At 70.1% G+C, this 25,364-nt stretch carries 26 protein-coding genes; 17 read left to right on the top strand and 9 right to left on the bottom strand.

Going from position 1 to position 25,364, the window contains the following annotated elements; translation table 11 throughout:
• The first annotated feature begins 84 nt into the window (after window positions 1–84).
• Window positions 85–1,740 (top strand): AfsR/SARP family transcriptional regulator, encoded by a 1,656-nt coding sequence (locus ACFWMR_RS01055; protein WP_378375906.1) that lies wholly within the window; start codon window positions 85–87, stop codon window positions 1,738–1,740.
• Window positions 1,741–1,810: 70 nt separating this feature from the next.
• Here the strand turns inward: ACFWMR_RS01055 and ACFWMR_RS01050 are convergent, their stop codons facing one another.
• Entirely contained in the window at window positions 1,811–2,281 is a 471-nt protein-coding gene (locus ACFWMR_RS01050; RefSeq protein ID WP_378375904.1) for a winged helix-turn-helix transcriptional regulator, read from the bottom strand.
• Between the two features lie 826 nt (window positions 2,282–3,107).
• Between ACFWMR_RS01050 and ACFWMR_RS01045 the strand changes: the two genes are divergently transcribed.
• The 14 genes from ACFWMR_RS01045 (at window position 3,108) to ACFWMR_RS00980 (ending at window position 11,915) form a co-directional block, all read left to right on the top strand.
• Complete coding sequence (locus ACFWMR_RS01045; protein ID WP_378375902.1) at window positions 3,108–3,287, top strand: hypothetical protein; 180 nt, start codon at window positions 3,108–3,110, stop codon at window positions 3,285–3,287.
• 45 nt (window positions 3,288–3,332) lie between these two features.
• Complete coding sequence (locus tag ACFWMR_RS01040; protein ID WP_378375900.1) at window positions 3,333–4,532, top strand: AAA family ATPase; 1,200 nt, start codon at window positions 3,333–3,335, stop codon at window positions 4,530–4,532.
• Between the two features lie 42 nt (window positions 4,533–4,574).
• Complete coding sequence (locus tag ACFWMR_RS01035; RefSeq protein WP_378375899.1) at window positions 4,575–6,332, top strand: VWA domain-containing protein; 1,758 nt, start codon at window positions 4,575–4,577, stop codon at window positions 6,330–6,332.
• Window positions 6,333–6,385: 53 nt separating this feature from the next.
• Entirely contained in the window at window positions 6,386–6,613 is a 228-nt protein-coding gene (locus ACFWMR_RS01030) for a hypothetical protein (RefSeq protein ID WP_378375897.1), read from the top strand.
• Between the two features lie 73 nt (window positions 6,614–6,686).
• Complete coding sequence (locus ACFWMR_RS01025) at window positions 6,687–6,941, top strand: hypothetical protein (protein ID WP_378375896.1); 255 nt, start codon at window positions 6,687–6,689, stop codon at window positions 6,939–6,941.
• A complete protein-coding gene (locus ACFWMR_RS01020) occupies window positions 6,941–7,495 on the top strand; it encodes a hypothetical protein (RefSeq protein ID WP_378375894.1) in 555 nt (184 codons plus the stop codon). The genes ACFWMR_RS01025 and ACFWMR_RS01020 overlap by 1 nt, the downstream gene beginning before the upstream one ends.
• A complete protein-coding gene (locus tag ACFWMR_RS01015; protein ID WP_378375892.1) occupies window positions 7,495–8,310 on the top strand; it encodes a restriction system modified-DNA reader domain-containing protein in 816 nt (271 codons plus the stop codon). Before ACFWMR_RS01020 ends, ACFWMR_RS01015 begins: the two co-directional genes overlap by 1 nt.
• A 36-nt stretch (window positions 8,311–8,346) precedes the next feature.
• A complete protein-coding gene (locus ACFWMR_RS01010) occupies window positions 8,347–8,925 on the top strand; it encodes a hypothetical protein (RefSeq protein ID WP_378375890.1) in 579 nt (192 codons plus the stop codon).
• Between the two features lie 28 nt (window positions 8,926–8,953).
• Window positions 8,954–9,298, top strand: a complete 345-nt coding sequence (locus tag ACFWMR_RS01005; RefSeq protein WP_378375889.1) for a hypothetical protein — start codon at window positions 8,954–8,956, stop codon at window positions 9,296–9,298.
• A 3-nt stretch (window positions 9,299–9,301) separates the two neighbouring features.
• Window positions 9,302–9,640, top strand: coding sequence for a hypothetical protein (locus tag ACFWMR_RS01000; protein ID WP_378375887.1), 339 nt, complete (start codon window positions 9,302–9,304; stop codon window positions 9,638–9,640).
• A gap of 48 nt (window positions 9,641–9,688) precedes the next feature.
• Window positions 9,689–10,006 carry a hypothetical protein gene (locus ACFWMR_RS00995; RefSeq protein ID WP_378375885.1) on the top strand — a complete coding sequence of 106 codons (318 nt, stop codon included), beginning with the start codon at window positions 9,689–9,691 and terminating at the stop codon, window positions 10,004–10,006.
• Entirely contained in the window at window positions 10,003–10,341 is a 339-nt protein-coding gene (locus tag ACFWMR_RS00990) for a hypothetical protein (RefSeq protein WP_378375884.1), read from the top strand. The genes ACFWMR_RS00995 and ACFWMR_RS00990 overlap by 4 nt, the downstream gene beginning before the upstream one ends.
• Before the next feature lie 38 nt (window positions 10,342–10,379).
• The gene (locus ACFWMR_RS00985) at window positions 10,380–11,237 is read left to right on the top strand and encodes a hypothetical protein (protein ID WP_378375882.1); all 858 of its coding nucleotides are present in this window, start codon (window positions 10,380–10,382) and stop codon (window positions 11,235–11,237) included.
• 24 nt (window positions 11,238–11,261) lie between these two features.
• Window positions 11,262–11,915 (top strand): hypothetical protein, encoded by a 654-nt coding sequence (locus ACFWMR_RS00980; RefSeq protein WP_378375880.1) that lies wholly within the window; start codon window positions 11,262–11,264, stop codon window positions 11,913–11,915.
• 77 nt (window positions 11,916–11,992) lie between these two features.
• Here ACFWMR_RS00980 and ACFWMR_RS00975 read toward each other — a convergent pair whose 3' ends face one another.
• A complete protein-coding gene (locus tag ACFWMR_RS00975; RefSeq protein WP_378375878.1) occupies window positions 11,993–12,898 on the bottom strand; it encodes a MarR family transcriptional regulator in 906 nt (301 codons plus the stop codon).
• Window positions 12,899–13,217: 319 nt separating this feature from the next.
• On the opposite strand from ACFWMR_RS00975, the gene ACFWMR_RS00970 reads away from it, so the two are divergent.
• Together ACFWMR_RS00970 and ACFWMR_RS00965 are read left to right on the top strand one after the other, a co-directional pair.
• Entirely contained in the window at window positions 13,218–14,102 is an 885-nt protein-coding gene (locus ACFWMR_RS00970; protein ID WP_378375877.1) for a restriction system modified-DNA reader domain-containing protein, read from the top strand.
• A 95-nt stretch (window positions 14,103–14,197) separates the two neighbouring features.
• On the top strand, window positions 14,198–14,635 hold the full coding sequence (locus ACFWMR_RS00965) for a hypothetical protein (protein WP_378375875.1): 438 nt from the start codon (window positions 14,198–14,200) through the stop codon (window positions 14,633–14,635).
• Here the strand turns inward: ACFWMR_RS00965 and ACFWMR_RS00960 are convergent.
• The 7 genes from ACFWMR_RS00960 to ACFWMR_RS00930 all read right to left on the bottom strand — a co-directional run bounded on the left by ACFWMR_RS00960 (window position 14,604) and on the right by ACFWMR_RS00930 (window position 25,268).
• Window positions 14,604–15,575 (bottom strand): C40 family peptidase, encoded by a 972-nt coding sequence (locus ACFWMR_RS00960; RefSeq protein WP_378375873.1) that lies wholly within the window; start codon window positions 15,573–15,575, stop codon window positions 14,604–14,606. The two genes, ACFWMR_RS00965 and ACFWMR_RS00960, sit on opposite strands and share 32 nt — an antisense overlap.
• A 7-nt stretch (window positions 15,576–15,582) precedes the next feature.
• Window positions 15,583–16,653: a replication-relaxation family protein gene (locus tag ACFWMR_RS00955; RefSeq protein ID WP_378375872.1), complete on the bottom strand. Its 1,071-nt coding sequence runs from the start codon at window positions 16,651–16,653 to the stop codon at window positions 15,583–15,585.
• A gap of 68 nt (window positions 16,654–16,721) precedes the next feature.
• On the bottom strand, window positions 16,722–19,370 hold the full coding sequence (locus ACFWMR_RS00950; RefSeq protein ID WP_378375870.1) for a helicase HerA domain-containing protein: 2,649 nt from the start codon (window positions 19,368–19,370) through the stop codon (window positions 16,722–16,724).
• Between the two features lie 56 nt (window positions 19,371–19,426).
• Entirely contained in the window at window positions 19,427–21,379 is a 1,953-nt protein-coding gene (locus ACFWMR_RS00945) for a VirB4 family type IV secretion system protein (RefSeq protein ID WP_378375868.1), read from the bottom strand.
• Window positions 21,379–22,650: a PrgI family protein gene (locus ACFWMR_RS00940; RefSeq protein ID WP_378375867.1), complete on the bottom strand. Its 1,272-nt coding sequence runs from the start codon at window positions 22,648–22,650 to the stop codon at window positions 21,379–21,381. The genes ACFWMR_RS00945 and ACFWMR_RS00940 overlap by 1 nt, the downstream gene beginning before the upstream one ends.
• Window positions 22,647–24,902 (bottom strand): hypothetical protein, encoded by a 2,256-nt coding sequence (locus tag ACFWMR_RS00935; protein WP_378375865.1) that lies wholly within the window; start codon window positions 24,900–24,902, stop codon window positions 22,647–22,649. The genes ACFWMR_RS00940 and ACFWMR_RS00935 overlap by 4 nt, the downstream gene beginning before the upstream one ends.
• A 3-nt stretch (window positions 24,903–24,905) precedes the next feature.
• The gene (locus ACFWMR_RS00930) at window positions 24,906–25,268 is read right to left on the bottom strand and encodes a pilin (protein ID WP_378375863.1); all 363 of its coding nucleotides are present in this window, start codon (window positions 25,266–25,268) and stop codon (window positions 24,906–24,908) included.
• Window positions 25,269–25,364 lie beyond the last annotated feature (96 nt).

Below are 25,364 nucleotides of genomic sequence, written 5' to 3'. Positions count from 1 at the left end.
TACCCCCCACACACCCCCCCCCAACCCGTGGGGCGTGGGGGGGGGGGAGTGTTTTAATCGGCCCGCGCCCACGACCTGGTCTCCGTGCTCGGCCGCAGAGCAACCCAGGATCACCTGCCCTCGGCCGTCCGGGTCGTCGCCGACCTGGACGACGCACTGGACGCGGTCGAGGCCGAGACACTGGTGCGTGCCTCGGCAAGCCGTGAATCCGAGGCCGTGCTGGGAACCTGGCCGCCTCTGGTGCTGGTGGCACGGCCACCAGCACACCATCAGCGTCTGCAGGCGGTCTTGGACAACGGCGCGCCGTTCGGCGTCACCGGTCTGCTGCTGGGCCAGTGGCAACCCGGCGTCACCTGCTACATCCGCCAGGACGGCACGATCTCGGCCACCGGCCCCGGTCTGGGCGAGGCCCTGCGCGGCACCCGGATGTTCCGCCTCGGCGACGACGACACCGCCGAGCTGCTGACGCTGCTCCGCGAAGCCGAGCCGGACCCGCCAGTGGCTCACGACGATGTCGTTGTCGCGTCACCAACGACGCGCCCTCGCATAGTCAAGGCACACCCGGCCGGCAGCGACCAGACCTCGCCGGGCGCGTTGGGCCTGCTCGAGACCGGCGGTTCGGACGCGAGCGAGGTCGAGCTGGAAGTCACGGCCGCGGTCACAGCACCGGCACCCCTGGATACCGAGCTGGAGATCCTCGCCCCCGCCCACGTTCGGCCGCCCGGCGTCCGGCTGCGTCCACCGGCCTCCAGCGGCCGATCGGTCCCGGCGCGCCTGGCCGACGACGAGACCGAGCACCGCGACGAGAGCGATACCGACGAACCGGTGTCCACCGGTGAGCCCGCCGAGCCCGTGGCCGAGACGCCGCCGACCACCACCACCGGTGGTGGTGGTGAACAGGACACCAGCCCAGCGCTGATCACCGTGACCGTGCTCGGTGACCTGCGCGTGCACTGGCACCCCGAACCTGGCGCCACCGGCGATGCGCGCGAGATCACCGGCACCTTGCAACCCCGGACCAAGGAGTTGCTGGTGCTGCTCGCATTGCATCCTGACGGTGCGACCCGAGAGACGCTGGTCTCGGCGTTGTGGGGCCAGGATCCCCCAGCGCGGCCGACCAACGCCCTGCACACGGCGCTGTCGCGGATGCGCAGCGCGCTGGCCGCCGCCACGAACGGCACGGTGACCGACGTCGTCTCCGCCAGCAACGGCCGCTACCAGCTCGATCCCGCGAGCGTTCGCAGTGACTACCGGCGCTTCGCGCACGCCGTCGCCGCCCGCCGCGCCGCCGCCACCGACTCCGCGCGTGTCGACGCCTACCGGGACGTGGTCAACAGCTACGGCGGACCGCTGGCTGAGGGCATGTCGAACGAGTGGATCGAGCCCGCACGCGAGGCGATCCGCCGCGACGCCATCGACGCTGTCGCGGCGCTGGCTCGCGCGCTGGTGGACTCCGATCCCCAGCAGACCCTGGATCTGCTGGAGGTCGCGCGGGCCTTCGATCCGCACAACGAGCTGCTCTACCGCGACATCATGCGGCTGCAGGAACGCCTCGGGCAGCTGGACGCCATCCCGCGGACGCTGACCTTGCTGACCACCCGGCTGGCCGAGGTCGACGCGGCGCCGACCCCGCAGGCTCGTGGGCTGGCCGCCCGGCTGGGGCAGCGCCACGAGGACGGCTCAGCTGGCGCCGCGAGTGCACAGGCCCAGGGCGAACGTGGTCGCATCGCGGCCAGCTGAGGCTTCGCCACCACGGCCGCGCGGGTCTGCCGATGCCGGCCCGGACGACGCGGGTGTGTGCCAGCTCGGCCTATTCGTCGTCCTCGTCATCGGTGAGACCGATTTCGTCCAGCTCGGCAACTCCGGTCAGCGTGCCTATCTCGTCGCCATTTCTGCGGCTGTATGCCTGAGCTTGCGCGATGAGTTCCTGATGCTCATCAGCCCAGGCCACGAGCGTCTCAGCCTGTGTCAAGAACTCCAAGACTTCCGGCTTCAACTCGTAAGTGACCGTGACCGGAAAAGTCTTTGTGCACCGGATGCGCGTCAAAAGACCTTCTTCGGTCATCTTTTTCAATGTGCGCGCCAGAATGCTATCGTGCAGGACGGCGTGTTTGTCCGACCATTCTTCACCAATGGAATACGAGCTAATCGTGGAAAGAATCTCTTTTCGCCGCATGGGGCCACCCGAGAGCGTGACCAGGATGGCCGGTGCCCACTTGTCCCCGAAAAGGTACTTCAGGTCGTACAAACCCCGAAGGAACCTCTCGTCCCCCACTTTCATAGCGCCTCCCCGTGTGCACAGACCCGGCCCGTGTGCCGCGCCCGTCGTCCCCTCATCCGGCGACGCGCCCCCTGCGGCTGCCACCCGAACGGTCGTGCCTGCTCAGCACGACCACCGTGCCGGTCTCGGCCTCCTCGTGTCGTAGCGATGGAGCCCTCCACGTTACGCCGAACGGTGGAACCAGCCCACCGTATTCCTACTCAAAGCGAACTATGACCGAATGTCACGCCGAGTAGCCGTTGCGGAGATCATCTACACGCACAGTGGCTTCCGTTGGGGGTTCATACGGGGGATCATGATGGGGTTCATACGGGGGATCAGGTTAGAGGACCACCCCCTGCGGCCTGCGAAGACGCTGGTCATGGGGACTATCGGGGGATCCGCTGGTATCCCAGACTCGCTTGTCCACAAGCCGGTAGACACATCGGGGCGGGCTGGGTGGTCGTCGCTTCCATGTTGGCCGCTCGGTCACCTTGTTCATGTATCTCACGTCCATCCTTACTCTCCTTTCCTATTTGTTTGTTTTATTTCTTGTTGTTCAATGACGCTATTCCCTGCGCCTCGCCGAACCATTTCCGTCCGCGGTGGCCGGCGCGCGTCCGGGTCACTGACCTGCAGAAATCGACGCACTGACGGCCGGAATTGTGACCGTACGGACGGCTTTCTATTCGCCGGGAATGGCGGCGGCGAACATCGCGAAAAGAGTCTTGAAAATGGGTGGCTATTTCTATTGCGCGCGGCGCGCGGCAGAGTCATAATTGAATTACCGCCGGGGGAACCGGAAACCACACCGAATACCACACCCGGCGCGAGCTATGTCCAACGAATGGGGCCGATTATGTGTTACGCCGACACCACCACCGAAACCGACAACACGGTGACCGCGTTTTGTTACTGCGGGTGGGTCGAATACGGCCACACCCAGGAATCGGCCGACGCCGCCGCCGAAGCCCACCAGAACGCGCCCGACGTCATCGACGCCGACGCCACCGCCGCCACGGTCTGACCGTTCCCGCCGCCGCCCGCACTAGATCGAAAGGACCACCCCGCGATGACCACGCCAGCCACGCCGACAACCGCCACCCCGGCGGCATCCGGCACGACGACCACCGCCCCGGCGGGCGGACGGTTGCCCAACGGCGAACTCCGCCGACAGGTGGCGCAAGTCCTCACCGATCAGGCGGGCACCGAACTGACCCCGCGCAACATCGCCGCCACACTTGGCGGGAAGTCATCGGGCGCGATCGGCAACGCACTCGCCGCGCTGACCGCCGGGGGCTACGCCGAACAAACCTCGACCAAACCGGTCCGCTACCGCTCAACCCCGACCACCGCCGACGCCGCCGCCGCGCCCGTGGCGGTCCCGTCCGGCACACCCCGCCGCCCCCGCACACCCCGCCCGACGACACCGCCACCCACGACCACACCCGCCGCCGCCCCGGCGACTCCGGCCGTGACCGGTCCGGTAACGCGCCCGAACGGGCAGCTCTACCACCCGCGCAAGCTGTCCGGACTGCCGGACGTGACCGCGCTGCAGAAGTTGCGTGATGCCGGGGTCGCCGCCCTGATGTACGGACCACCCGGAACCGGGAAGACCTCGGTCGTCGAGGCCGCTTTCGGTGACCTGGTCACGGTTCAGGGTGACGGCGACACCACGGTCGCCGACATCGTGGGCGAGTACACCCAGACCCCGGACGGCAAATTCGTGTTCGTGCACGGTCCGCTAGTCCGCGCGATGCGCGAAGGCCGGACCCTGTTCATCGACGACGCCACGCTCATACCGCCGACCGTGCTCGCCGTGGTCTACCCCGCGATGGACGGCCGCCGCCAAATCATGATCAAGGCCAACGGCGGCGAAGTCATCGACGCCGCCCCCGGTTTCTACGTCGTGGCCGGACACAACCCCGGCGTGCACGGCGCGGTGCTGTCGGATGCGTTGGCGTCGCGGTTTTCCGTGCAGATCCAGGTGTCCACCGACTACGACCTCGCCACACAACTCAAGATCGACACCCGCGCCGTGTCCGTGGCGCGCAACCTGTCGACCCGACAGGCGGGCGGCGAGATCCGGTGGGCACCCCAACTCCGCGAACTGCTGGCATTCCAGAAGATCGCCGATGTGTTGGGCACCGACGCCGCCGCCGGGAACCTGATCGGCACCGCCCCGGAAGAGGACCGCGACATCGTGGCCACCGCCGTCAAGATCGCTTTCGGTAAAACCGTTGCCCCGTTGGCACTCGGTGCCCGTATCTGACCAATCGCCACCCGCCCGAACCGTCCGGAAAGGACACACGCGATGACCGCGCACATGATCGCCGACCCCGCCGCCACCGCGTCGGCCGTGTTCCCCGCCGCCCCCGGATGGGACGCGCTCTCCGCCGCGCTGACCGCCGAAGTCCCCGCGATCGCCGACCGCGACGACCTCCTGGTCACCATCGCGCCCGGTGCCGGACACGGTGCCCCGGCGTGTTTCCTGCCCGCCACCGCCATGATCGAAGTCGACGGTACGCACCTGCACCCGGTCGACCCCGCCACCGCCAAACCGCACCGGATCAGCGACCGGAAACGCTACGCCCCCACGTGGGGCGCGCTGACCCACGAATGCGCACACAGCAAACACACCCGGTGGCTCGCCGACGTGCCCAAGGACGCTGACCCCGGCGCGGTGGACGCCGCGCTGCTGCTGGAAGAGCCCCGGATCGAACGGGCACAGATTCACCGCCGCCCCGACGACCGCCACTGGTTGCGCGCGTGCGTGAAAACCATCGTCACGGGCGGCATGAAACTCAACGACCCCGCCTTCGCTCCGAAAATGACCCCGCGCCACGCCGCCCACACCGCCGCCCTGTTCCTGGGACGCACCGACGGCGGCATCCTCACCCGCGCCGAAACCGCCCCCGTCGCGCGCGCCGTGGAAGACGTGCTCGGCGCGGAGAAACTCGGGAAGCTGCGGGCGTTGTGGCGCAAGGCATTCCGCACCGCCGACGACGACACCGCCGCCATGATCGAACTCGGCCGCCAGTGGTGCGAGATCATCGGACCCGACCCCGACACCACACCGCCGCACCTCGCCGACCCGTCCGCCACCCCCGACCCGTCCGGCACCCCGTCGCCGTCCCCACTGGCAGACGCGATCGGCAAGGCATTGGGCAAGGTGGCACGCGCGGTAGCACGGGCGAAGCTGCCCGAGGACCCCGCCGAGATCGCCGCCCGCGAGAAGGCCGCCGCCGACGCCGCCGCGAAGAAGGCCGATGACGCCGCCCGCACCGTGTTCACGGTTGGTGGTCCCCGTGACGGGCGCACCGAAACGATCGGCACCCGCCCGCCGACCACGGGCGAACGCACCGCCGCGCGGGTACTCGGGCGCGCGCTGACCACCGCCGGAGTCCGTGACCGGGTAGCGACCAAGACGACCTCGCCGATTCCGCCGGGACGCCTTCGGATGCGCGGGGCACTGGCACGCGAGGCACAACTGGCCGCCGGGGCGATGCCGACCGCCGAACCGTTCACCCGCACCACCCGCACCCCGGTACCGACCCCGCCGCTACGGCTGGGCATCGCGTGCGACGTGTCCGGTTCCATGGGCAGCTTCGCGAAACCGGTCGCCTCGACCGCGTGGATTCTGGCCAACGCCGCCGCACAGAGTCCGGTGCCCGCCGACACCGCCACCGTGATCTTCGGGCACCACGTCCGCCCGATCACCCGCCCCGGCAAGGCACCCGCCGCCGTGACCGACTTCGCCACCCGCGACAACTGGGAAGCCGTCGACACCGCGATCGACGCCCTCGACGGCGCGCTCGGACTGTCGCGCCCCGGTGCCGCGCGGTTGCTGGTCATCGTGTCCGACGGCAAGTTCCGCGACGGACCCCGCCGCAACGGGCAGCAGCTTCTCGATCGGTTGCGTGCCACCGGTTGCGCCGTGTTGTGGATCGCCCCGGACGTCCCTGGGCGCAAGCCGATGACCGGGGCGACCGTGCACGTGATGACCGACCCCACCACCACCGCGCAGGCCATTGGCCGCGCCGCCACCGCTGCCCTGCGTGCCACCCGCTGACACCCACAACCCGGAACCCATAGCCCGCCATCCGTCCACAGAGGAGACCTCACATGATCACCAACGCCGCCAACCGGATCGCCGACCGGATGCCGCAGCTGACCCTGAACCAACTCCGGGAGGTGTTCCTCGCCGCCGTCGAGTGCCTCGACGAGGAAGCGGGCGAAGAAATTGGTTGCGGGGGCGACTACACCGGACCCGCCGTCACCGGTCTGAACACGCTGGCAGAGACGCTCGGCGTTCGCGGCATCACGCCCGCCGATGACCTCGTCGAGCTGTAGCCGACCCCCGCCCGCCGTCCACAACCCATCGGCGCGGCATCCGCCGCCCAACCTGACCCGGAGATGACTTTCGATGACCGACACCGACATCGCGACCGTGGGCGAACTGATCGCCGCCCTTCACCAGTACGACCCGGCCACCCCGGTGCGACTCGCCACGCAGCCCGGCTACCCGCTGGAGAACCTTCTCGCGCGGGTCGCGTGCACCCCGGACGACGCCGAGTACGAAGGTCCCACGCGCACCGACCCGCCCGTGGTGTGGCTCGGCGCGGGCGGACAGGTCGGGTACCTGCCTGCACTCGCCGCCAACGCCCTGGGGTGGTCGTGATGACCACCACCGCGCCCGGAATCGCCGCCGCACTGGCCGAGCGTGCCGTGCACGCCGCACACGCCCACCGCGCCGCCGACCCCGACGGATTCCACCACCGCCACGACGACTCCGACCAGTGGAACCGGTGGGCACGCCGCGCCCGTGTTGCCCGCACCGTCGCCGCCGCGCTGCAGGTCGGTGTGGACGGCGTACGCGTCACCGACGACCCGCACCGCCAGTACCGCACCCGCACCGGACCGGTTCCCGGCGACCTGATCACCGTCACCGACCCGGTGACCGGGCGCGCGTGGCGGTTCATCCCGGACTTCACCAGCCCCGGTGACGGGTGGCTGCTCCTCGACCGCTGCCCCGGCTGCGAGAACGAGGTCCCCGTCACCCGCGTGGCCACGCTGGGCGACCTCGGCGAGTACCTCGACCCCGACGGCGACCTCCATGTCGCCGACGAGGCCCGCGACGAGGAGCTCCACCAACCGGGCTGCGCGCTCGGCTTACCCGCCGTGAGCAGTTCAACAGCCCCCACAACCCGCCCGCACGCCGGGAGGACTTCGTGATGGCCAGCAACAACCTCGGCACCACCTCACCGACCAACCACCCCTTCCCGCCCGAGACGGTGCTACTCGTTCCGGCCCCGCCTCCCGCCGTCCCACTGCGTCCGCCCGCCGGGGCGTGGGGGCTGGTCGTGGTGGCGGTACGGACCACCGACGCCGCCCCGGACCCCGCCCGCACCGACACAGCCGACCTGTTGGCGGGGGTGTGGCTGCCTACGCGACCACCCGCGCACCTTCACACCGGGGATGTCGTGGTGCGCCTGCAGCCTCCCTACGCCAGCCCTCCGCACAACGGCGACGACCCGGCACGGGCCGACGTCGTCGTCCTCGCCGCCGATGAGGGCGAATGGCGCACGATCCGCACCTGGACACGGTCGATCGGGGCGCGCTGGCCACACGAGGCCGCCCCGTCGGTGCTGTGGCAGATGCGCCACCTCGCCGACGCCGCCTTCAACGCCGCCCAGTGGGCGACGCTGGCCGGGCCGATCGCCGCCGCCTTGCCCCCAGGCGTTCTCTCCGCTCGCCTCGCCGGCGAGTCCGCGGCCTCGCCGGCGCCTCGCGCACCGGATGCCCTCGCCGAGCTGATCGAGGCCGGACTGGTCGAGGTGGGCGAGCAGCTGGTGTGGAACGGGCACACCGCCACCGTCCGGGAAGGCGGAGTTCTCCACGACGGCGGACCGCACGAGTTCGCCGTCTCCACCGTCACCGCGCTGGCCACCAGCCTCGCGGGCTACACCGTCAACGGCTGGCACCTCTGGCGACGTGCCCGCGACGACCGCCCGCTGTCCGAACTGCGCACCGCACTCGCCACCCGCTGAACCCCAGACAAACCCACCGACACGACGGAGACCGCCATGACCGCCTCAACCATCGAACGCGACCAGGACGCCGGAGCCACCTCGACCCGCTACCACTACACCCGCGTCGTCGAGATCGCCGGGCGCACCGTCCGCGCCCGCCTCGAGCGCGGCGTCTATCTCAACCACAGCGGTGCCGTCGCCGAGGTGCTCACCGACCAGGCGGACTGGTCCACCCTCGCCGCCGACGACCTCAACAACTGGTGGCACGACACCCCACCCCCGAGCGTCGACGTCGACGCCGCCGCCGTCCTCGGCCCGCTCGCCGAGCGGCTCCTCCATCGCGCCGCCGAGATTCTCGCCGCACCGCCGCCCACCGTGACGTTGTCACCCCACCTCTACCGCGCGGTGAGTGCGTTGCTGGCCGCCAGCAGCGGCTACAACGCCGAATGCCGCATCGACCCGAACGACATCACGTGGGCAACCGACAACGGCGGAACGCTGCACATCTTCGAGCACCCCGACGGCAGCGTCACCTTCACCAAAGCCCACCGTGACGAATGCCCTTTCGTGGCAACCAAAGGCGGTCAGGACTGCGACGACGAATGCCACTTCGACCTTCCGAGCCGGATATAGAAACGCCTCACACCACAGGAGATCAACCATGACAGCCTACGAAGTTCCCGAGACCGTCATCCGTCGCTTCACGGAGAACGGCTGCGAGGTGACCGCGATCGTCGCCGACCCCGCCGACGCGCAACAAACCTTGTACGGCACCGTCACCCGCGACGGTGCCCTCGTCGGCAGCTACTACTGCGCCGACCGCGTCCGCCAGTCCGACTGGCACATCGTGACCGCCCTCGGCGTTCCCCTCACCCTCGACGGCCAACCGGTGAACCCGGTCTCCGAAGGTGCCGCCGTCATCGTGCTGACCACCATTCTCACCTCCCGCGACAGCTTCGAGGTCGAACAGCGGCTCCGCGACGCGACCCGCCCGCCGAAGGTGTGACCGGTGACCACCACCGCCGACTTCTACGACGGGCGCGGACCGCACGCCGTCTGGCTCGGCTCACTCCAAGGCGACGCCGACCCCGCCACGGTGCGCGGCGTCGCATGTGGACGGCTGCTGCTGGACGCGACCGACCCGCTCACCTACGCCGACGCCGTGACCGACCTGCTCGACGTCTGGGCCGACGAAGACCACGGCCACGGCTGCCACCAGCGCAACGGCTGGCCGTGGTTGTGGCCGGACAGCCGCGACACGGACTGGGTGTTCACGTTCGCCCACGGTCGAGTGTGGATCACGACCGGGCGCGCGTGGCTGCGTGTCCAACAGCGAGTGTCGCAGTAAGACCGAACGTAACCGATCCCATCCCTACGAGCACAGCGGGAGTTCACGATGCCGGAGGCCGTCTCAACAGAAACACCCATCGCGGTGCAGTCCATGTCCGCCGCCGAACATTACGCCGCCGCCGAAGCGGAGTTTGCAAAAGCACAGCAACTCTCTAAGGCAGACCCGGACGAATACCGGCGAGTCATGGATTGCGCGTCGATGCACTTGCGGTTCGCCGAAGTGTTGACCTGTGGAGCCTCGCTCGTCATCGACTACGCACTGGCAAAGGAAAGTCCCGCCTATCGCGATGTGAAGGTGTCGAGCGCGGGCTGGGAATCCTCTGCGTGGAACGAACTTCTCGGACGGACACGAGGAACGCGATGAACGACAACAACGAAAGTGCGCAGGGCAAACAGTTCCGTCTCCTGGACTTCCAGCCGGACTGCCCGGACTGCGCTGTCGCCGTCGGCGAGCCACACGAATACGACGAGTACGACGGCGGGTGTGACGTCGCGCGTTGCCTGGTGACCGGGCTGCAGCGGCTGATGTGCGACCTCGACCACGACTGCGGGCGAGACGTCTGGACCGGGTGGTGGCCCGGTCAGCTCGACTGCGAGGAACTCGGCTGGATGATCGGCCCTGGGCTTCCCGACCTCAACCGGCTCTACACCGAGGCGACCTGGGATCCCGCACGGTGCACCTGGGTGAAGCCAGGCTGACCTCGGCCGCCTATCCGCCCGGAGGAGGTATCCGAAGCATGACCCGTGAGCACACCGACTTCTACGTCGGCACCGGGCCGAATGCCCGCTGGCTGGGCTCACTGCCCGATGTCGGCGGCCCGGTCGAACTGGCTCGGCTCGGCGCGGCGGGCGACGTCGCCACGGCCGAGGTGCTCTCCGCCGCCGACCTGGGCACATACGAGGGGGCCGTTGCCGCGCTGCTGACGCGCCTGCGGGCCGTCGAGGTCGGTTTCGTCGTCGTACCCGGCCCGGCTGGGCAGGCGGGCTGGCCGTGGCTGGCCACTACCAGCAGCGGCTGGTACGCCCACGCCTTCGCCGATGGAAAGGTGAGAGTGTCCGCGCACGGCGGTCCGTGGTTCCGGCCCGACCCCCGCCGCCCAGACGGCGGTGCCGGGGCCGCGTCCGGTCCGGACGCCGATCTACCCGTCCTCGGCGACACCACGCCGAAGACCGCGACGTTCACCTGGACCGGCTTCCGGGGCCTGCCGATCCCGATCAGAGCCACCTTGCCGCCCGTGCCGCCGGCCTACCTCGCGCACCGCGGCGAGGTCGCCCTCGCCGTGGCTGGCGCCGCGGAGTACGTGCTGGGCCGGCGGTGGCCTCTGGCCGACCTCGCCGCCCCGGCGGTCCGCGAGATCCTGCACAGCTTGCTGCGGCCCGGCCCGGCTCGTGGCCTACATGTGCTTCCTGCCGCCGCGCCGTTCGCCCACGAGCGCGTGGTGACCGCGCTGCGGTTCGTACTCGACGCCGACCGCTACGCCGAGGGCAACAACCCTGACCACGCCCGCGAGCTGCTGGAGTCCGCCGCCGACGTCGCCGCGCAGGCCGTCACCGCCCACCGCACCCACCAACCGCACCCGTGGCCACCGCGCTGACCACCGAACGACAAGGTTCCGATCATGGGTTTCACCGGCTCGCTCATCCTCGCCCGCACCCCGGACTCACTGCTCGACATGGACCTGCTGGCCCCGCACGAAGCGGAGCTCGTCGGCCGACACGACGACCACTGGCAACTCGCCGCCGTGCACGGAGACTTCCCGGACGTACCCGGCTGGGCCGCCGCACTGGTCGCGGCTACGGCCGCGCCCGTGCTGATCGCGGTCGTCGGCGACAGCGACACCGCGCTGCTGCTGGCCGACAGCCCCGGCGGGCACCGGTGGATCACGGTGCTTAACGCCCCCGCCGACAGCGCGGGCCGGGCAGCTGTAGCCGACACCAGGGCGATGACCGCGATCGCCGAGGCCGCCGTCACCTGGGCCGCTGAAGCCGGGCACACCGTCGCTGCCGATGCCGTCCTGACGGCGTTGTGCGAGGCCGACCGCGACAACCGCGCCGCCAACCAAGCATTCAGCGACGCCCTCGACGCGGGCGACTTCGCGGCAACGCACGAGGTTGTGCGCAACCAGATCTCGTTCATCGAGGTCTACGTGCTGCGGGTGCTGACCGCGCTCGGGGTTGCCGTGTCAGCCCAGGACACCGGTTCCTGGTGGGCGCATCTCGCCGACCAGGCACACGCGCCGTCCCCGTATCCCGGAGACCTGCCGACCGGATAGCGGACGGACGCGAATGTGGCTGTGTCCCAACGGGGATTCCGTTGGGACACAACCACATTCGCCATGTCGTCGGGGTGCTATTTCGTCGGTGCGGGGGCAGCCTCCTGCTCGGACGGGGCAAGCGCGAAGCGCCTCGGCTTGTCCTGCGTCTTCGCCGCCACGCCGCCCTCGACCAGCTTGTCCAGCGCGTTACTCACCGCGCCCGACGACTTCCCGCCCAACGCGTTCGCGATCGCGGTGGGACCGAACTCCTCGCCGGGGTGCTCACGCAGGTAGTCCTCCACCATCCCGCGCAACCCACCGGGTGCCAACCGTGCCTTCTTCTCGCTCGTCGCGTCCGCACCATCCTCCGTCGACTTGTCGACGTCGGTCGCCGCGCCGTCGGCGGCGGGCTCGCTCACCTCGGCGACGACAGGCTCCGCCTTCACGAGGTCGGCCGCTTCGGTCTCGACCGGGTCCTGCGCGTCCTCGTCTGCGGTCTCGGTCGGTGTGGTGTCCCTCGGCTCGACGGGGTCACCCGCGCCGTCCGTGGCGTCGTCGGTGGCGGACGCGTCCGGGACGACCGAAACGACGGCCGGGACCTTCGGTTCGGTGTCCGTGGCGTCCTTCGTGTCGGCATCCTCTGCCGCCGCAGCGGCGTCCACCGGAGCCGGGTCAGTCTGGGCTGTGTCGACTTCGGTGATCGCCCACAGGTCAGCGGCGCGCCGACCACCCTCGGCGATTCCGGCGGTGCGCGTGACGCTGCCGTCGTTCGCCCACTTGACGAGGATCTTCTGCGCGGTCGACTTCCCGATCTTCGCCGCCACGGACAGGTCGGCGGCGGTGCTGTTCGGGGCGGCGTGCAACGCCTCCCACAGCTTGTCTTCGGTGTCCGTGCGGACCTTCGCGGCGACGGTCTGCTCGGGAACCGACCGCACCGTCGGGGCGGGTGCGGTCGTGCTGGCGGTGGTGCGGGTTTTGCGGGTGCGGGTCTTGCTGGACATGACATCCCTCGATTCGCGTTCGTGATCGGTGGTGGGTGGTCATGCCCCGGCCGGAGCAGGTGTGGCCCCCGGTGCGCTGCCGGTGTGTTCGGGCTACACGACTATGGACGCTTCCTTCGGCCCATGAAGTCAAGCGGGTTCGACAAACAAGACGTCTGTCTCGTGTGGATGGTGGCGCGGACCGGGGAATCGTTGCGCCACACGGGTCCACTTCGCACCCACGGCACACATGCCCGTTGACAATCACGCGATCACGAAGCGTCCATACACGTCAGCCACCCGGCCAACCACACCCGGAAACCGAAGGGGCGCATGGACAATGACGACCGACCGCGACATCCACGAACCACCCGAACTGGCCCCCGACACGGCCGTGGGCGCGCCACAACCGGTACCCCCACCCGATGGCACCACCGCGACCGCCGGGCCGTCACAGCCGCACGACGAGGCGGCTATGCGGGCGTGGGAAGGATTTGCGCCGGACACGATGATCCTCGCCCCGGCGTTCAACTCGCCGCCTATGCGATGCCCGGACGACGTGTGGGCGATGCTCGTGACGGCGGTCGACATCATCAGCGACGCCGACCCCGACCGCGTGGGCGAGGTGGCGTTGTTCGCGGGCACCTGGGTAGCCGGAAAGCCCCCTGCCGACAGCTTGTACGACGGCGATCTCGTGGTGCGCCTGACCCACCCGGCCGATCCCACGTACCCGTTGCCCCGCGACCACGCCACCGATGTCGAGATGCTGTTGGCGTACCGGGGACGTTGGCAAGTGGTTGGCCAGTGGCGCGGGATCGATGATGACTGGCCGAGTCTTGTCGCGCCGACTGCAGCCGCCGTGATGGGCCTGTACGGCGACGCCACCGAGGCGGCGATCTGGTCGGAGAGCCCGCCGCCGTCGACTTCGCCGCCGTTGATCAAGTGGGCGCGCGGCGGCATCGCCGAACTGCTGGACGCCGGACTGGTCACGGCGGGCGAGGAACTGGTCTGGAACCGCCGTAACCTCGGTGTCCGACACACTGCCCGCGTCCGGGTCGACGGCACCCTCATCCTCGCCGACGGCCGGGTGTTCGCCAATCCGTGCGGTGCCACCACCGCCCTGGGTGGCAACCACCAAAACGGCTGGAGCGCGTTTCGGCGCGCATCCGACGGTCGCACATTGGGTGATCTACGAACGGAACTCCGCGCGCGGCGCGGAAAGTAGCCCCGTCCACCCTCGTACATTGGCCAGCCGGATCCGCTGTGCGGTAGGCGACTTGCCACCGCACAGCGGTTCCGGCTGGCCGGAGGAATCTTGCCATGACCCCTTTTGAGTCCACAGTGGATTGTCTCGTGTTGTGGGGCGCGCGAGCCGGAGTCGGACTCGGCTACACCCTGGAAGCCGCAGCCGTGCGGCTGGCCGAAGACATCGCCGAGTTGCGCGACGACGGTGGTATCCCGAAGCACGTGCGCACCGTGATCACGGTGCTGCCACAGCAGCGGGTGCTGGAGATCTGCGTCGAGGGCCTGTTGGTCGAGGCCGACCCGGATCGCACAACCATCCGCGAGGTGACCCACGCGCTCTTCGAGCTGGCCAGCTACCACAACATTGTTGCACTCGACGCCACCACGCCCCCGTTGTTCACCCAACGCATCCTGCTCATCGGCAGTGACGGCCGACCGTTCTCTGCTATGATCGGCTCCGGCGTTGGCGATGTAGACTCCGTTACGCCGCAACAGAACCAGCGGGACGTGTAGCACCTGCGTAGTCATCTCCCTTGTACCGGTAGGGTTGCACCTTCACAACCTGACCGAAGTCCGGCGCGTCCACCATGAAACCTCCACCAATGTAGAGACCTACGTGGTGAATATTGCTGGGTGTGCCGTAGAAAACGAGATCACCCGGCAACAGTGGCTGTCCGGCCGGAACGTGGGGACCAGCGTTGAACTGGGTCTGAGCGGTGCGTGGCAGGGTCACTCCGGCGGCGGCATAGGCCGCCTTGGTCAAACCCGAACAGTCGAAACCCGCGTGCCCGCCATCGGGTCCGTTGCCACCCCAGACATATGGAAGTCCTCTCTGCCCGCAGGCGTAGTTGATCGCGGCCACCGCGACCGCGTTGGTGGCTTGGATGGCGTTGCAGTCGCCCGTGCCGACTGTCGCGGCGGCGTCGGCGTATTGCTTGGCTTGGTCGAGTACCTGTTTGACGTACCAGTCGGCGTGGTTGTAGGCGAAGATCGCCGCGTTCAAGTCGCCTCGGCTGACGCCGTTGTCGCACAGGTAGAACGCGGCGGCGTAGATGGCGTCGTGCGGGTTGTAGCGCGAAGGCGGGTTGGCACCGCCGGGCGGGATCTGGTGGCGGGCAAGCACTCCGGCGAAGCTGCCGGACAGGAACTGCATGGGCCCGCCCGCCCCATAAGCGTTTTCGCCGCTGCTCACGCCAGGCAGGGTGGAGCGGCCGTGATTACTCTCGATCTTGCCGATGGCGGCGAGGATCGACCAGTCCAGCCCTCGACACTCGCCGGCCGCCGCCCGGTACAGCGCGAGGTAGTCGGCGGGGATGTCGGCCAGTGCGGTCGCGCTGGGCTGGCTGCCGCTGCTGCCGAAGATGGCCGAGATCGCGCCCTGCACTCCACCGCCGATCAACATCGGGATGAACAGGATCGCGCCGATCACGATGGCGCCGACTTTCAGAATCATCGGGTACTCACCGCCTGCCTGTACTTGGCCCGCGTGAGATGGCGGCTGGGGGCATCGGCGCGGGCGCGGGGGTCATCTGCGCCAGCGTCGAGTCCGGCCCGAGAGCCGACTCGCTGCCCGCGTCGGTGCTGGGTGGCGCGACGTGCGGCCAGGCGTCGAGCAGCCGGTGCAACTCGCGCCGAGTGCTCACCGCGCTGCCGCTGGTGGTGTTCAGGGGGAGCCAGACCTCGTCGGCTGGACTGGGGTGCGCTGCCTCTGGGTTGAGCAGCTCGGCCGCGGCGGTCGCGACCGGGACCGAGCGCGGGTCGTCGAGCTCGCGCCAGGCCCGCGCCAGCAGCCGGCGGGCGGTGGCCTCGCGCCGCGAGGTCGGCAGCCACACCAGCAGCGGAGTGGTGATCCCCGTGGCCTCGGCGAGCGCGGCGTAGCCGGCCAGCTTCCCGGCGACCTTGGCCAGCACCTCGGTGCCGAAGTCGTACTCGAGGAAGAACTCGATCTCCCCACCGGCACTGGCCCACCGGCCGTAGGCGTCGGGCTTGATCAGGTCCCCGAAATGCCGCGCGCAGCGGGCCTCCGACCACCACGCTCCGAGCGTGCTGTGCTCGTCGGCGTCGCTGTGGCGGGCGCGGTCAACCAGGGCGGTGAACCACTCGGCGACACCGACGGTGTGTGCGAGCCGCAGCGAGTGGGCCACGCCGAAGGCGCGGTCGTGGCGATAGCCGAGCTCCTTGATGTCCAGGCCGTCCTCGGCGGCCAGCACCGCGGCCCCGGCGGGCGCGAGGACGTAGTGCATCGGCGCGGTGCCGACGGTGATGAACGGCTGGAACCGGTCCACCACGCCCCACTGAAACAGTTCCCGCAACCGCATACGGCCGGACCGAAACGACGGGAAGGCCAAGGCAGTGATCTGGTGGGCGGTGAGCACCCGGTGCTCGTGCAGCATCCGGATGATCCACCGATCGCGCGGGGTCAGCCGCCACGCCAGCACTGCCTGGTGGTCAGCGTTGTTCGCCGCGCGCGGAGTGGGCCGGGTCGCCTTGTGGCCTCGAAGAGTGCGCTGCCTCGTGGGATTGGTGATCATGACGCGAACCTCCGGAAGTGTTGAGCGGAAAGGAGTTCCGCCCGTCTGTGTGGTGCAGCCGAGTCGGGTCAGGACTGCTGGCGGCGCGGGTCGGCACTGCGCGGCCGGACGCCGGACTGGCCTCGGCGATCGCCGCTGGTCGGCCGCGTCTGCCCCGAGGTCCCGGCGGGTCGATGCGGAGGCCGGATCGGTGCCGGTGAACCGGACGCGGGCGCGGTGGCACCAGGAACTCGGCTGCGCAAGGCACGGCGGGCGATGCCGCGGATTTCTCGTGCGCGGCCGGGAATCGCGCGCGGAAGCGGCTGGGTGCGCATGGTGAACGGCTGCGCCTCTTCCCCGTTGAGCACGAGCCGTGCGGCGGCGTGGTAGACGCCCAGGTGCGCCAGGTCGTGCTCGGACAGTCGGGGCGTGGTGTGGCGGGACAGCTCGCGGGAGTCTTCCGGGGAGGCGTTGAAGAAGATCTTGCTGCGGGCGTTGGTGGACATGCCTTCCCGCAACTCACGGGGAAGCTGGCCAAGATGCTGATGCGCCAAGGTCATCGCGACGCGGAAGCCCCGTGCCTCGGCCAGCATGTCCTCGATCGGGTACGGGAGGTTGAGGAAGTTGTGACACTCGTCGATCACCATCGACGCGTCCCGGCGTTGGCGTTGCGGTGTACGGGCGCGGGCGGTTGTGGCCTGCCAGGTGCGTGCGACCACCAACGACCCGACCAGCCGGGTGGTTTCCTCGCCGAGCGAGCCTTTGGGGATGCGTACCAAGCAGATCCCGCCGTCGAGCACCTCCGCCATGTCCACTGTGGAGTGTCCGCCCGCGATGGCGTCGCGCACGAACGGCCGCAGCAGGAACGCCCGCAGCTTGTTCATTAGCGGGCTGATCACCTGGCTGCGGCTGGAGTCGGTGAGTTCTTCGTACCAGGACCAGAACCCGCGAAGCACCGGGTCGGTGACCCCGGCGGTGACTCGTGATCGGAAGGCGGGATCGGCCAGCAGCTTGGGCAGATCGGCGAGCGTTGCGACGCCTTCTTGGCTGCGCAGGGTCAGGCAGGCGGCGCGCATCACGTCGTCGGTGCGCGGACCCCAGAACGCGGAGTAGACCCGCCGGAACACCGAGACGAGGTTGTCGACGGTCAGGTCGGTTTCGCCGCCGTCCAAGGGGTTCAGGCATGGTGGCCGGGACTTCGAGTCGGCGTCGAAGATCACGACACGGTCCGCTACCGAGCGAGGCAGGCGGGAGAGCATGTCGGTGACGAGGTCGCCCTTGGGGTCGATCAGCACGATCCCGCGTCCGGCTTCGGCGTCGGCGAGGATCATGTTGCCCAGCAAGGTGGATTTGCCGGAGCCGGTCGCGCCGATGACGTGCAGGTGGTGCCGCGCGTCCGGGACCCGTAGCGCCACGGGGCGTTCGTGTCCGGTGTCGGTGACTCCGATCGGCTTGGCCTCGGGGCCGGGCGTGGCGATGCCCGGTGGCGGGGAGATGGCGCGGGCGCCGGCACGCTGCACGCCGGGGATCGCCTCGTCGGTCGGCAAGTGCGCCAGCGCCGCCAGTTCGGCCACGGACAACAGGTCGCCCTTGCCGAGGCGCCGGTCGGCCAGCACGGGGCCGGGGTGCCGGACGCGGTGGCGGGTGTAGTGGTTGTGCTCGGTGTAGGAGGCGAAGCTCGCGGCCAGCGCGTGTGCCCGGCCGCGGGCGACATCCCGCGCCTGGCGGACCTCGCTTTCGGCGGCGTCAGCGGGCAGGAGGGTGGCGACGGCGTAGCGGATGACCGTCTCGTACTGCGAGCCGCGCTGTTTGCCGACGATGGCGCGGTTCTGCGCCGCGTACTCAAGCGAGGTCTGCGGATCGCTGTGCAGCGCCCCGGACTTCGCGGTGTTCCGCGTGGACCTGGATTTCACGCCGGGAGTGACCAGGTCGAGCAGGCGGCCGACCACTCGGGTGGAGCCGCCGGTGTGCACCCGCCGCGCGGAGCGCCGGGCTTGGGCGACCCGGCGGCCGGTGACCGGGCGCGCGAGGATCTGCACACAGGCGTACTCGTCGCGGCCGAGCCCGACCGGGGCGCCGATCAGGGCGCGGAGCGGGTCCGCGTCGAAGTCGGTGCGGATCGGCAGCGCCTCCGAGCGGGCAAGACGGAGTTCGCCGCCGACAACCAGCCGCCGCTGCGCCTCGCCGGGTGACGGCAGGGGTGCATCGGCGGTGCCGACCCGCGTGTGTGAGCCGGGCCAGGCGGCCTCGATGGCGCGCTCGATCAGGCCGGGCGGGATCACACCAGGCACCCACAGCCGGATGCCGACCCCCGCCTCGGAAAACGTGTACTCGCAGGCCACATGGGGCTGCCCGGTGAACCACCGGCGCCAGGCCGGGCGCAGCAGCCCGACGAGGTTGGACCACAAGGCCGCGCCGCCCGCGGGATCGACGGTGGGTGGGGCGAGCACGGTGACCTGGCGGGCGTCGGCGACAAGCCTCGCGTGGCAGCGCCGCGCCCACCGGCGCCGGCCGATCACGAAGCCCGCGATGCCAACCGCGAGCACCGGGCCGACAAACGGCCCCCAGGTGATCGCCCAGTCCCGCAGGTGACCCAGCAGCCTCAGCAGCGCGCCGCCGGGGTCGCGTAGGTAGTCCCCGAGCCACCCATTCGTCAGGCCCGTCCGCACGATTGGGTGAGCAGCCCGCGCATGGGACAGCTCGGGTTGATTGAGGGCAGCCGGTATCCAGGAAAGCATTACGGGTCCTTCCAAGAAATGTAGGAAATGCTCGATCGGAAAAGGGACGGCCAGCGTCAGGCGGCGTCGAGTTCGATGTCGTCATCAGCACCGAACGAACCGAACTCATCGCCCTGGGCCGCATACGCCTGCTCGCTGGCAAAGCCCAAGTCCACGAAGGACTTCTCCTCGGTGTCGGACTCGCTGGGGTCGACGTCCGCGGCGTACCCGGCGAGTTCGGCCGGGTTGCTCGTGACGAGGTAGTGCTCTGTGGGTGAAGCAATACTTTGGAACGCGACGCGCTGGGTGCCCGCTGACAGCAATCCCTGGCCTCGGTCTGCCGACAGCAGGAATTGCCGTTCCCCGGCCGACAAATCGAAGGTCTGGGTGATCTCGTCGATGGCCTGCGACGCTTGCCGCAGCAAGACCTGGGTCGCCGCGTTGGCCACCACGGCTTTGCCGAGATCGTTACCGAGAACGTCGGCGGTGTCCTGGGTCGCGACTGTCAAACCCGCCCAGTGTTTCCGGGAGGCTTTGGCCATGCGGAACAGGAACTCCGCGCCCGACTTCTCTTTCATCAGCAGCCACGCCTCGTCCACGACCACCAGGCGTGGGCGGCGAATCGCTGGGTTGGACACCCGCCGCCACACCGCGTCCAGGGTGAGCAGCGTGCCGATGGCTTTCAGCTCGTCGGGCAGGTCCCGCAGGCTGAACACCACCAAGTGGCCTTCGGGGTTGGTGGTCGTCGGGCCGTCGAACAGCTGCTTGAACGCGCCCTCGACGAACGGGTGCAGCCTCGCGGCGAGTTCGACGGCGGCCCGGTCGCCGGCCTGGCCCGCGGTGGCCAGCTGGTCGCGCAAGGTCCGCAAGGTCGGTGAGGGACGAGTCCACGTGCGGGCGTCGGCGGTGATCCCCACCGACTGGTACGTCGCGGCGATGCCCCGGTCCAGCGCGGCCCGCTCGGCGGCCTCCAGCTCGGTGCAGACGAGCACCGCGATGACGGTGTGCAGGAACAGCGACCGTCGCACGAGGGCGTCTTTGGGTGCGGTCCGGCGGCCGTCGGCGCGGGTGTGGATGGGCAGGTCGAACGGGTTGAGCCGGACGTCGCGGGCACCGAGATGGACGTAGGTGCCGCCGACGGCGGCGGCCAGGCGTGCGTACTCGTCCTCCGGGTCGACGACCGCGATCTCGATTCCCCGGTACAGGCTGCGCAAGAGTTCGAGCTTGACCAAGTAGGACTTGCCCGCGCCGCTGCGACCGAGGATGACCGAGTTGTGGTTGTGCATCCCCTCGCCGAACCGATCCCAGTGCACCAGCCCCTGCGATCCGACGTTGTAGCCGTAGAGCACGCCGGACGGCGCGGCCACCGAGGTCGGGTCGGCCGCGGGCAGGTCGGGTGAGGTGAACGGGAACGCCGCCGAGAGCGCACTCGTGTCGAAGGTGCGGCGCATCCCGATCAGGTCCAGGCCCATCGGCAGGGTCGACACCCAGCCCTGCAGTGACCGGTAGGTGGTGTGCTTGGCATCCAGCAGCAGGCTCGCCGCCAGCGAGCGCAGCGCCGCTACCTCGTCGGCCAGCGCCCGTTCGGACGGGGCGTGGATCGTGAGGTACAGCCCGACGCGGAACAGCTTGCCTTCGCCGCGCGCCACGCGGGAGCTGAGGTCGTAGGCGTCTTCGGTGGCGGCTTCGACCTGCGGGTCGTAGAGGCGGCCGTGTTCGGCGGTGTGCCGCCGGCCGCTCTCGAGTTTGGCGAGCTGTTTCTTCAACCTGGCGGCGGCGGTGGCCGGGTCGATCGGCTCGACATGCAGCGCGACGTCGAGGCGGCCGGGGTAGGTCAACAGGGGCGCGAGCCAGCCGGGGTGGACCTCACGCGGAAAGCCCGTCACGGCGAAGCTGGACACCCACTCGTTGCCGACTTCGAGATGCCGTGCGCCGACAGATAGGGCGTCCGGTGTGAACGCGGCTGCCCGGTGGTGCGCGGCGGGCCGGGTGTTGGGACGGCGCTGGGCGCGCCGCGTTCGGGTGGTCATCACAACCGCCCCCTTTCCGGGTAGTCGTCGTCTTCGTCCTCGTAGTCCCAGTCGTCGACCTCGCCGTCGTCCGGGCCGTACTCGTCCCCGTCGGCCGCGGCACGGTCATCGCTCTGCCAGAACGGGCGGTCGTCGGCGAGGTCGCCGTCGTCCAGGTCGGTGCCGCCAGCGGTGGTGATGACCTCGTCGGCACCGGCCAGGGCCGCCGAGGGCGGCAGCAGGGTGTCGGGGTTGCACGCCGAGGCGAGCACGGCGGTGGCCTGCCCGGCGTCCAGTGGGGTGACCACGATCCCGGCGGGCGCGAGCAGCTCCATCGCTTCACTGAGGCGGCGCACCAGCCGTGACTCCGCCGCCCGTCGTGCCCCCGCGCTCGCCTGTGTGTTCTCGGCATTTGCGCGGCGTTTGCCGCGGGTCAGCGAGGACAGCACCGCCAGCGGGCCGGGGCCGCCGAGCCCATCGGTCGGCCCGGCGGCGCCCATCGGCTCGCGCAGGATCAGCAACACCTGACGGCGTAGCAGGTCGGTCTGCTCGCCGAGCTGCACGAGGTAGTCGGCGTGCTCGATGGCGGCGGCCTCCAGTGCCGGGTGCGGCAGCCCGCCCGCGCGGGTCCGCAGCTCGGCGATCTGGCCGGACAGGTCGAGTCGCTCGGTGCGCACCAGCACCTGAACGGGCGCGGTCAGGCTGTGCAGATAGCGGCCGAAGGACGCGACCAGGGACTCCTGCTCGGCCGGTGTCCGCAGCGCGAAGTTCACCGTCGAGGCGACCGCGACGACGGCCAGGCCATCGGTGCCCAAGTCGACCACGCCGGTGTCGGTGACCGCCTCGGCGGGCAGCCGCAACGCCGACGGCGAGATCTGCTCGGGCACCGGTGCCTTGCTCTTGGCCTTGGCCGACCGGCTCTTGCCTGTGCCCGCGGTCCGGCTCGCACTCGTGGCGGCGGTCTGGGCGGTCAGCCATTCCGGCGCGGGACGAACGCCTTCGGGGGCGGCGACGCGGTGGCGCGGTCCCATGCGTTGCCGGATCGCGGCGACCAACAGCCGGTCCATCGAGATCCCGTCGCGCTGGCCAAGCGCGATGACGGCCGCGCTCACTCCGATCGGGATGGCCAGCGCGAGGAACACCGGGAGCGGCACAACCGCGCGGGTGGTGGTCCACCCGGCGTAGAGCACCAGGCCGGTCACCGCGAGGATCGCCAATTGGCGGGCGGTCAACGGGCCGATCACTTTGTCGGCCATGTCGACGTCGGCGGGAATGCGAACAGGCGAAGTCACGACTTACCTCCGGGCGTGGGTGGTGGCGGCGAGGGGCGCCGCGGTGGTTTCGGCAGGTCCAGCGGGAGCCGGAGCTGCTGCCCGGCGGGCGAGGCCGGTCGCGGCGGTGGCGTCGCCGGTGGTGGGGTCGACGGGCGCGGTGTGCGACGCACGCCGTCCAGCGGCAGCGGGTACTGCCCGGAGCGGGTGGCCCGGTTGCCCTTGTACGGATCGAAGGGCAGCTCCATCTGAGTTCCGCGTGCTCGAGCCGGGGGTGCGGCCGGGGGCGGCGGGCTCGATGGGCGGGGTGTGCGGCGCACGCCGTCCAGCGGCAGCGGGTACTGCCCGGAGCGAGTCGGTCGGTTGCCGCGGTAGGGGTCGAACTGCAGCTCCATCTGCTGTCCGCCCCGACGCCGACCGCCCGGCTGGTTGGGTGATGCCGGAGGCGGCGTCGGCTTGACGCGCTCGGCGTCCAGCGGCAACCGGTACTGGCCGTCGCGCCCGAGGACCGGCTTGTTCTCCGGCCAGTCGTCACCGAGTGGCAGCGCCAGCTGGCGGCCCTGACCCGCCTTCGGTTTCGGCGCGGGAGCGGGCTTGGGTTTGGCGGCCGGGCGGCTGCGGCGCACCCCGGTCAGCGGCAGCAGGTACTGGCCGTCAGCGTTGGCGCGGGTGTGGGCGTAGGGGTCCGTCGTTCCGCGACCGCCGCCGCCCCCGTTGCCTCCGCGACCGCCGCCGCCGGACGGTCGGGGCTTGCGGCCACCGCCGCCTCGGCCGCCAAGCAGGCCGAAGGTCTTGTAGGCGATGAAGCCGCGCACGATCGAGCCGAGGATCGAACGACCACCGCTGCCTTTGATCGAGGACAGCACCCAGAACGGGATCTTGAACAGGATGTACATCAGCGCGAGCGCGACGAGCAGGTTGACCAACCCGCTGACGGTCGGGCCGAACAGGGTGAACCCGCCGGGCGCGAGGAACACCTTCATCGCGGTGATCAACGTCAAGGACTGCACGACCTGGATGGCCAGGCAGCCACCGAACGCTTTCCACCACCATTTCGCGATGCCCTCGGTTTGTGGGAGCGCGTGGAACATCAGCGCGATCGGCGCCCCGGCGATCAGGATCACCGTCAGCGCGACGCGCACGACGTAAGTGACCAGCAGGACGACCAGCATCCCGGCGAGGAAGATGCCGATGAAGATGATGAAGATGCCGCCGTTGAGCGAGCTGAGGGTGAGGTTGCGCAACGTCTCGCCGGCCGAGCTGGCGTCCAGGCCGCCGCCCATGACCGCCTGGGCGAGCCCGTTGGCGATCTCGATGCCCTTGGTCGCCACCCACAGCGACAGGGCTCCGGCGAGGAACCCGACGACGATCCGGGGCGCGATCTCCTTGATCGAGTGCCGGGTCTGCAGGGTCTGGTAGCCCATCACCAGGATCCCGGCGATGAGGATCAACATCCCGTAGCAGGCGAGCAGGATCTGCCAGGAGTTGTTCCACAGCTCCCCGATCCGCGGTAGCGAGTCGGGCGTGGGGGTGGTCAGCAGCGTCTTGGACAGCAAGTCCAAGAGCGGGTTCAACGCGGCGGTGACGATGCCCCGGAAGAACGCGTTGATCGCGTTGGTGATGCAGCCGCCGATGTCGGTGATCCCGCAGTCGGCCTCGCCGTTGTCACCGTTGCCGGGCTGGCCGGTGCCGGGGTTGGTGGGCGGTGCCGAGGTCGGTGGTTGCGGGATACAGCCCTCTCCCGTGCACGGGGGAGGAGCCGGTGTCGTGGGAGACGGGTGCAGGCACTCGTACTGCAGCGAACCGGGGAAGCACGTCACCGGAGTGCTCGGCCCGGTCGGGATCGGCAGCGGGATGCCGGTGAGCGGCGGAGTGGTGGTGGGCGCGGGAAGGTGGCAGACCGGCAACGGCGAGTCCGGTGTGCACGGGTCTCCGGTCGGCAACGGCAGCGGTGGGGGCTGCGCTGGCTGTACGGCGGCCGGACCACCGGGCGTTGCGGCGGCGCTGACGGCGAGGGTGCCGCCCAGCAGGACGACCAGGCTCAGCGCCAGCATCACCAGCGCTCGGCTTCGCGTCATGCGCAGCCGCCGAACCCATCGGCCGGGCCGGGTGCGCCGGCCACCGGCACGCCGCGTGCTCGCGGCCGGGGGCGCGAGCAGTTCCCGGTTGGCGCCGGTGGCCTCCGCGCGAGCCTGTGCGGGCTCGTCGGAGTGCAGGCTGTGGACGGTCGGAGCGGGGGATGTCCGACGACGGGCGGGCCTGGTCGTGGACATGGCTCAGGCCCCCACGATGCCCTGGAGCACGGTGACGACCAGGGGTGCGAGCGCGGCCAGGCCGTAGCCGATCGCGGCGGCTTTGAAGCACTCCTTGGCCTTTTCCTGCTCGCCGGGATCGCCGCCGCCCATCACCCGGCGGACTCCGCCGATGGACAGGAAGACGGTCGCCAAACCCGCGAGCACGCCCATCACCCAGTTGCGGATGTTGGTCAGAACCTGATCAACGGATCCGGCCAGGGCGACCACTACGGTGTCCGCGTGTGCGGCCGAGGCGGGCACGAACAGCGCCACGACGGTCACGCCGGTGAGCAGCGCGAGGTTCCGCCGCAGGGTGGTCCGGCGCCCCGCCGACGCGGAAGACATCCGAGGTGTGGCGGGCGCGTTGGCGGATGACTGAGAGGTGCAAGGGCTAGTGCGCCGGGCTCGGCGAGCCGCCCCGCGAGCCAGGGTGACGGGTCC

This window comes from Amycolatopsis thailandensis (assembly GCF_042723255.1).
GTDB classification, from domain to species: Bacteria; Actinomycetota; Actinomycetes; order Mycobacteriales; family Pseudonocardiaceae; genus Amycolatopsis; species Amycolatopsis thailandensis.
The sequence above is the reverse complement of the archived record's forward strand: the minus strand, read 5'-3'. Positions and strand labels throughout refer to the sequence as shown.

What these genes read in the sequence shown, in the direction of transcription:
- ACFWMR_RS01050 (WP_378375904.1), bottom strand. Translation starts at nt 2,281, where the DNA reads ATGAAAGTGGGGGACGAGAGGTTCCTTCGGGGTTTGTACGACCTGAAG.
- ACFWMR_RS01045 (WP_378375902.1), top strand. Translation starts at nt 3,108, where the DNA reads ATGGGGCCGATTATGTGTTACGCCGACACCACCACCGAAACCGACAAC.
- ACFWMR_RS01040 (WP_378375900.1), top strand. Translation starts at nt 3,333, where the DNA reads ATGACCACGCCAGCCACGCCGACAACCGCCACCCCGGCGGCATCCGGC.
- ACFWMR_RS01035 (WP_378375899.1), top strand. Translation starts at nt 4,575, where the DNA reads ATGACCGCGCACATGATCGCCGACCCCGCCGCCACCGCGTCGGCCGTG.
- ACFWMR_RS01030 (WP_378375897.1), top strand. Translation starts at nt 6,386, where the DNA reads ATGATCACCAACGCCGCCAACCGGATCGCCGACCGGATGCCGCAGCTG.
- ACFWMR_RS01025 (WP_378375896.1), top strand. Translation starts at nt 6,687, where the DNA reads ATGACCGACACCGACATCGCGACCGTGGGCGAACTGATCGCCGCCCTT.
- ACFWMR_RS01020 (WP_378375894.1), top strand. Translation starts at nt 6,941, where the DNA reads ATGACCACCACCGCGCCCGGAATCGCCGCCGCACTGGCCGAGCGTGCC.
- ACFWMR_RS01015 (WP_378375892.1), top strand. Translation starts at nt 7,495, where the DNA reads ATGGCCAGCAACAACCTCGGCACCACCTCACCGACCAACCACCCCTTC.
- ACFWMR_RS01010 (WP_378375890.1), top strand. Translation starts at nt 8,347, where the DNA reads ATGACCGCCTCAACCATCGAACGCGACCAGGACGCCGGAGCCACCTCG.
- ACFWMR_RS01005 (WP_378375889.1), top strand. Translation starts at nt 8,954, where the DNA reads ATGACAGCCTACGAAGTTCCCGAGACCGTCATCCGTCGCTTCACGGAG.
- ACFWMR_RS00995 (WP_378375885.1), top strand. Translation starts at nt 9,689, where the DNA reads ATGCCGGAGGCCGTCTCAACAGAAACACCCATCGCGGTGCAGTCCATG.
- ACFWMR_RS00990 (WP_378375884.1), top strand. Translation starts at nt 10,003, where the DNA reads ATGAACGACAACAACGAAAGTGCGCAGGGCAAACAGTTCCGTCTCCTG.
- ACFWMR_RS00985 (WP_378375882.1), top strand. Translation starts at nt 10,380, where the DNA reads ATGACCCGTGAGCACACCGACTTCTACGTCGGCACCGGGCCGAATGCC.
- ACFWMR_RS00980 (WP_378375880.1), top strand. Translation starts at nt 11,262, where the DNA reads ATGGGTTTCACCGGCTCGCTCATCCTCGCCCGCACCCCGGACTCACTG.
- ACFWMR_RS00975 (WP_378375878.1), bottom strand. Translation starts at nt 12,898, where the DNA reads ATGTCCAGCAAGACCCGCACCCGCAAAACCCGCACCACCGCCAGCACG.
- ACFWMR_RS00970 (WP_378375877.1), top strand. Translation starts at nt 13,218, where the DNA reads ATGACGACCGACCGCGACATCCACGAACCACCCGAACTGGCCCCCGAC.
- ACFWMR_RS00965 (WP_378375875.1), top strand. Translation starts at nt 14,198, where the DNA reads ATGACCCCTTTTGAGTCCACAGTGGATTGTCTCGTGTTGTGGGGCGCG.
- ACFWMR_RS00960 (WP_378375873.1), bottom strand. Translation starts at nt 15,575, where the DNA reads ATGATTCTGAAAGTCGGCGCCATCGTGATCGGCGCGATCCTGTTCATC.
- ACFWMR_RS00955 (WP_378375872.1), bottom strand. Translation starts at nt 16,653, where the DNA reads ATGATCACCAATCCCACGAGGCAGCGCACTCTTCGAGGCCACAAGGCG.
- ACFWMR_RS00950 (WP_378375870.1), bottom strand. Translation starts at nt 19,370, where the DNA reads ATGCTTTCCTGGATACCGGCTGCCCTCAATCAACCCGAGCTGTCCCAT.
- ACFWMR_RS00945 (WP_378375868.1), bottom strand. Translation starts at nt 21,379, where the DNA reads ATGACCACCCGAACGCGGCGCGCCCAGCGCCGTCCCAACACCCGGCCC.
- ACFWMR_RS00935 (WP_378375865.1), bottom strand. Translation starts at nt 24,902, where the DNA reads ATGTCCACGACCAGGCCCGCCCGTCGTCGGACATCCCCCGCTCCGACC.
- ACFWMR_RS00930 (WP_378375863.1), bottom strand. Translation starts at nt 25,268, where the DNA reads ATGTCTTCCGCGTCGGCGGGGCGCCGGACCACCCTGCGGCGGAACCTC.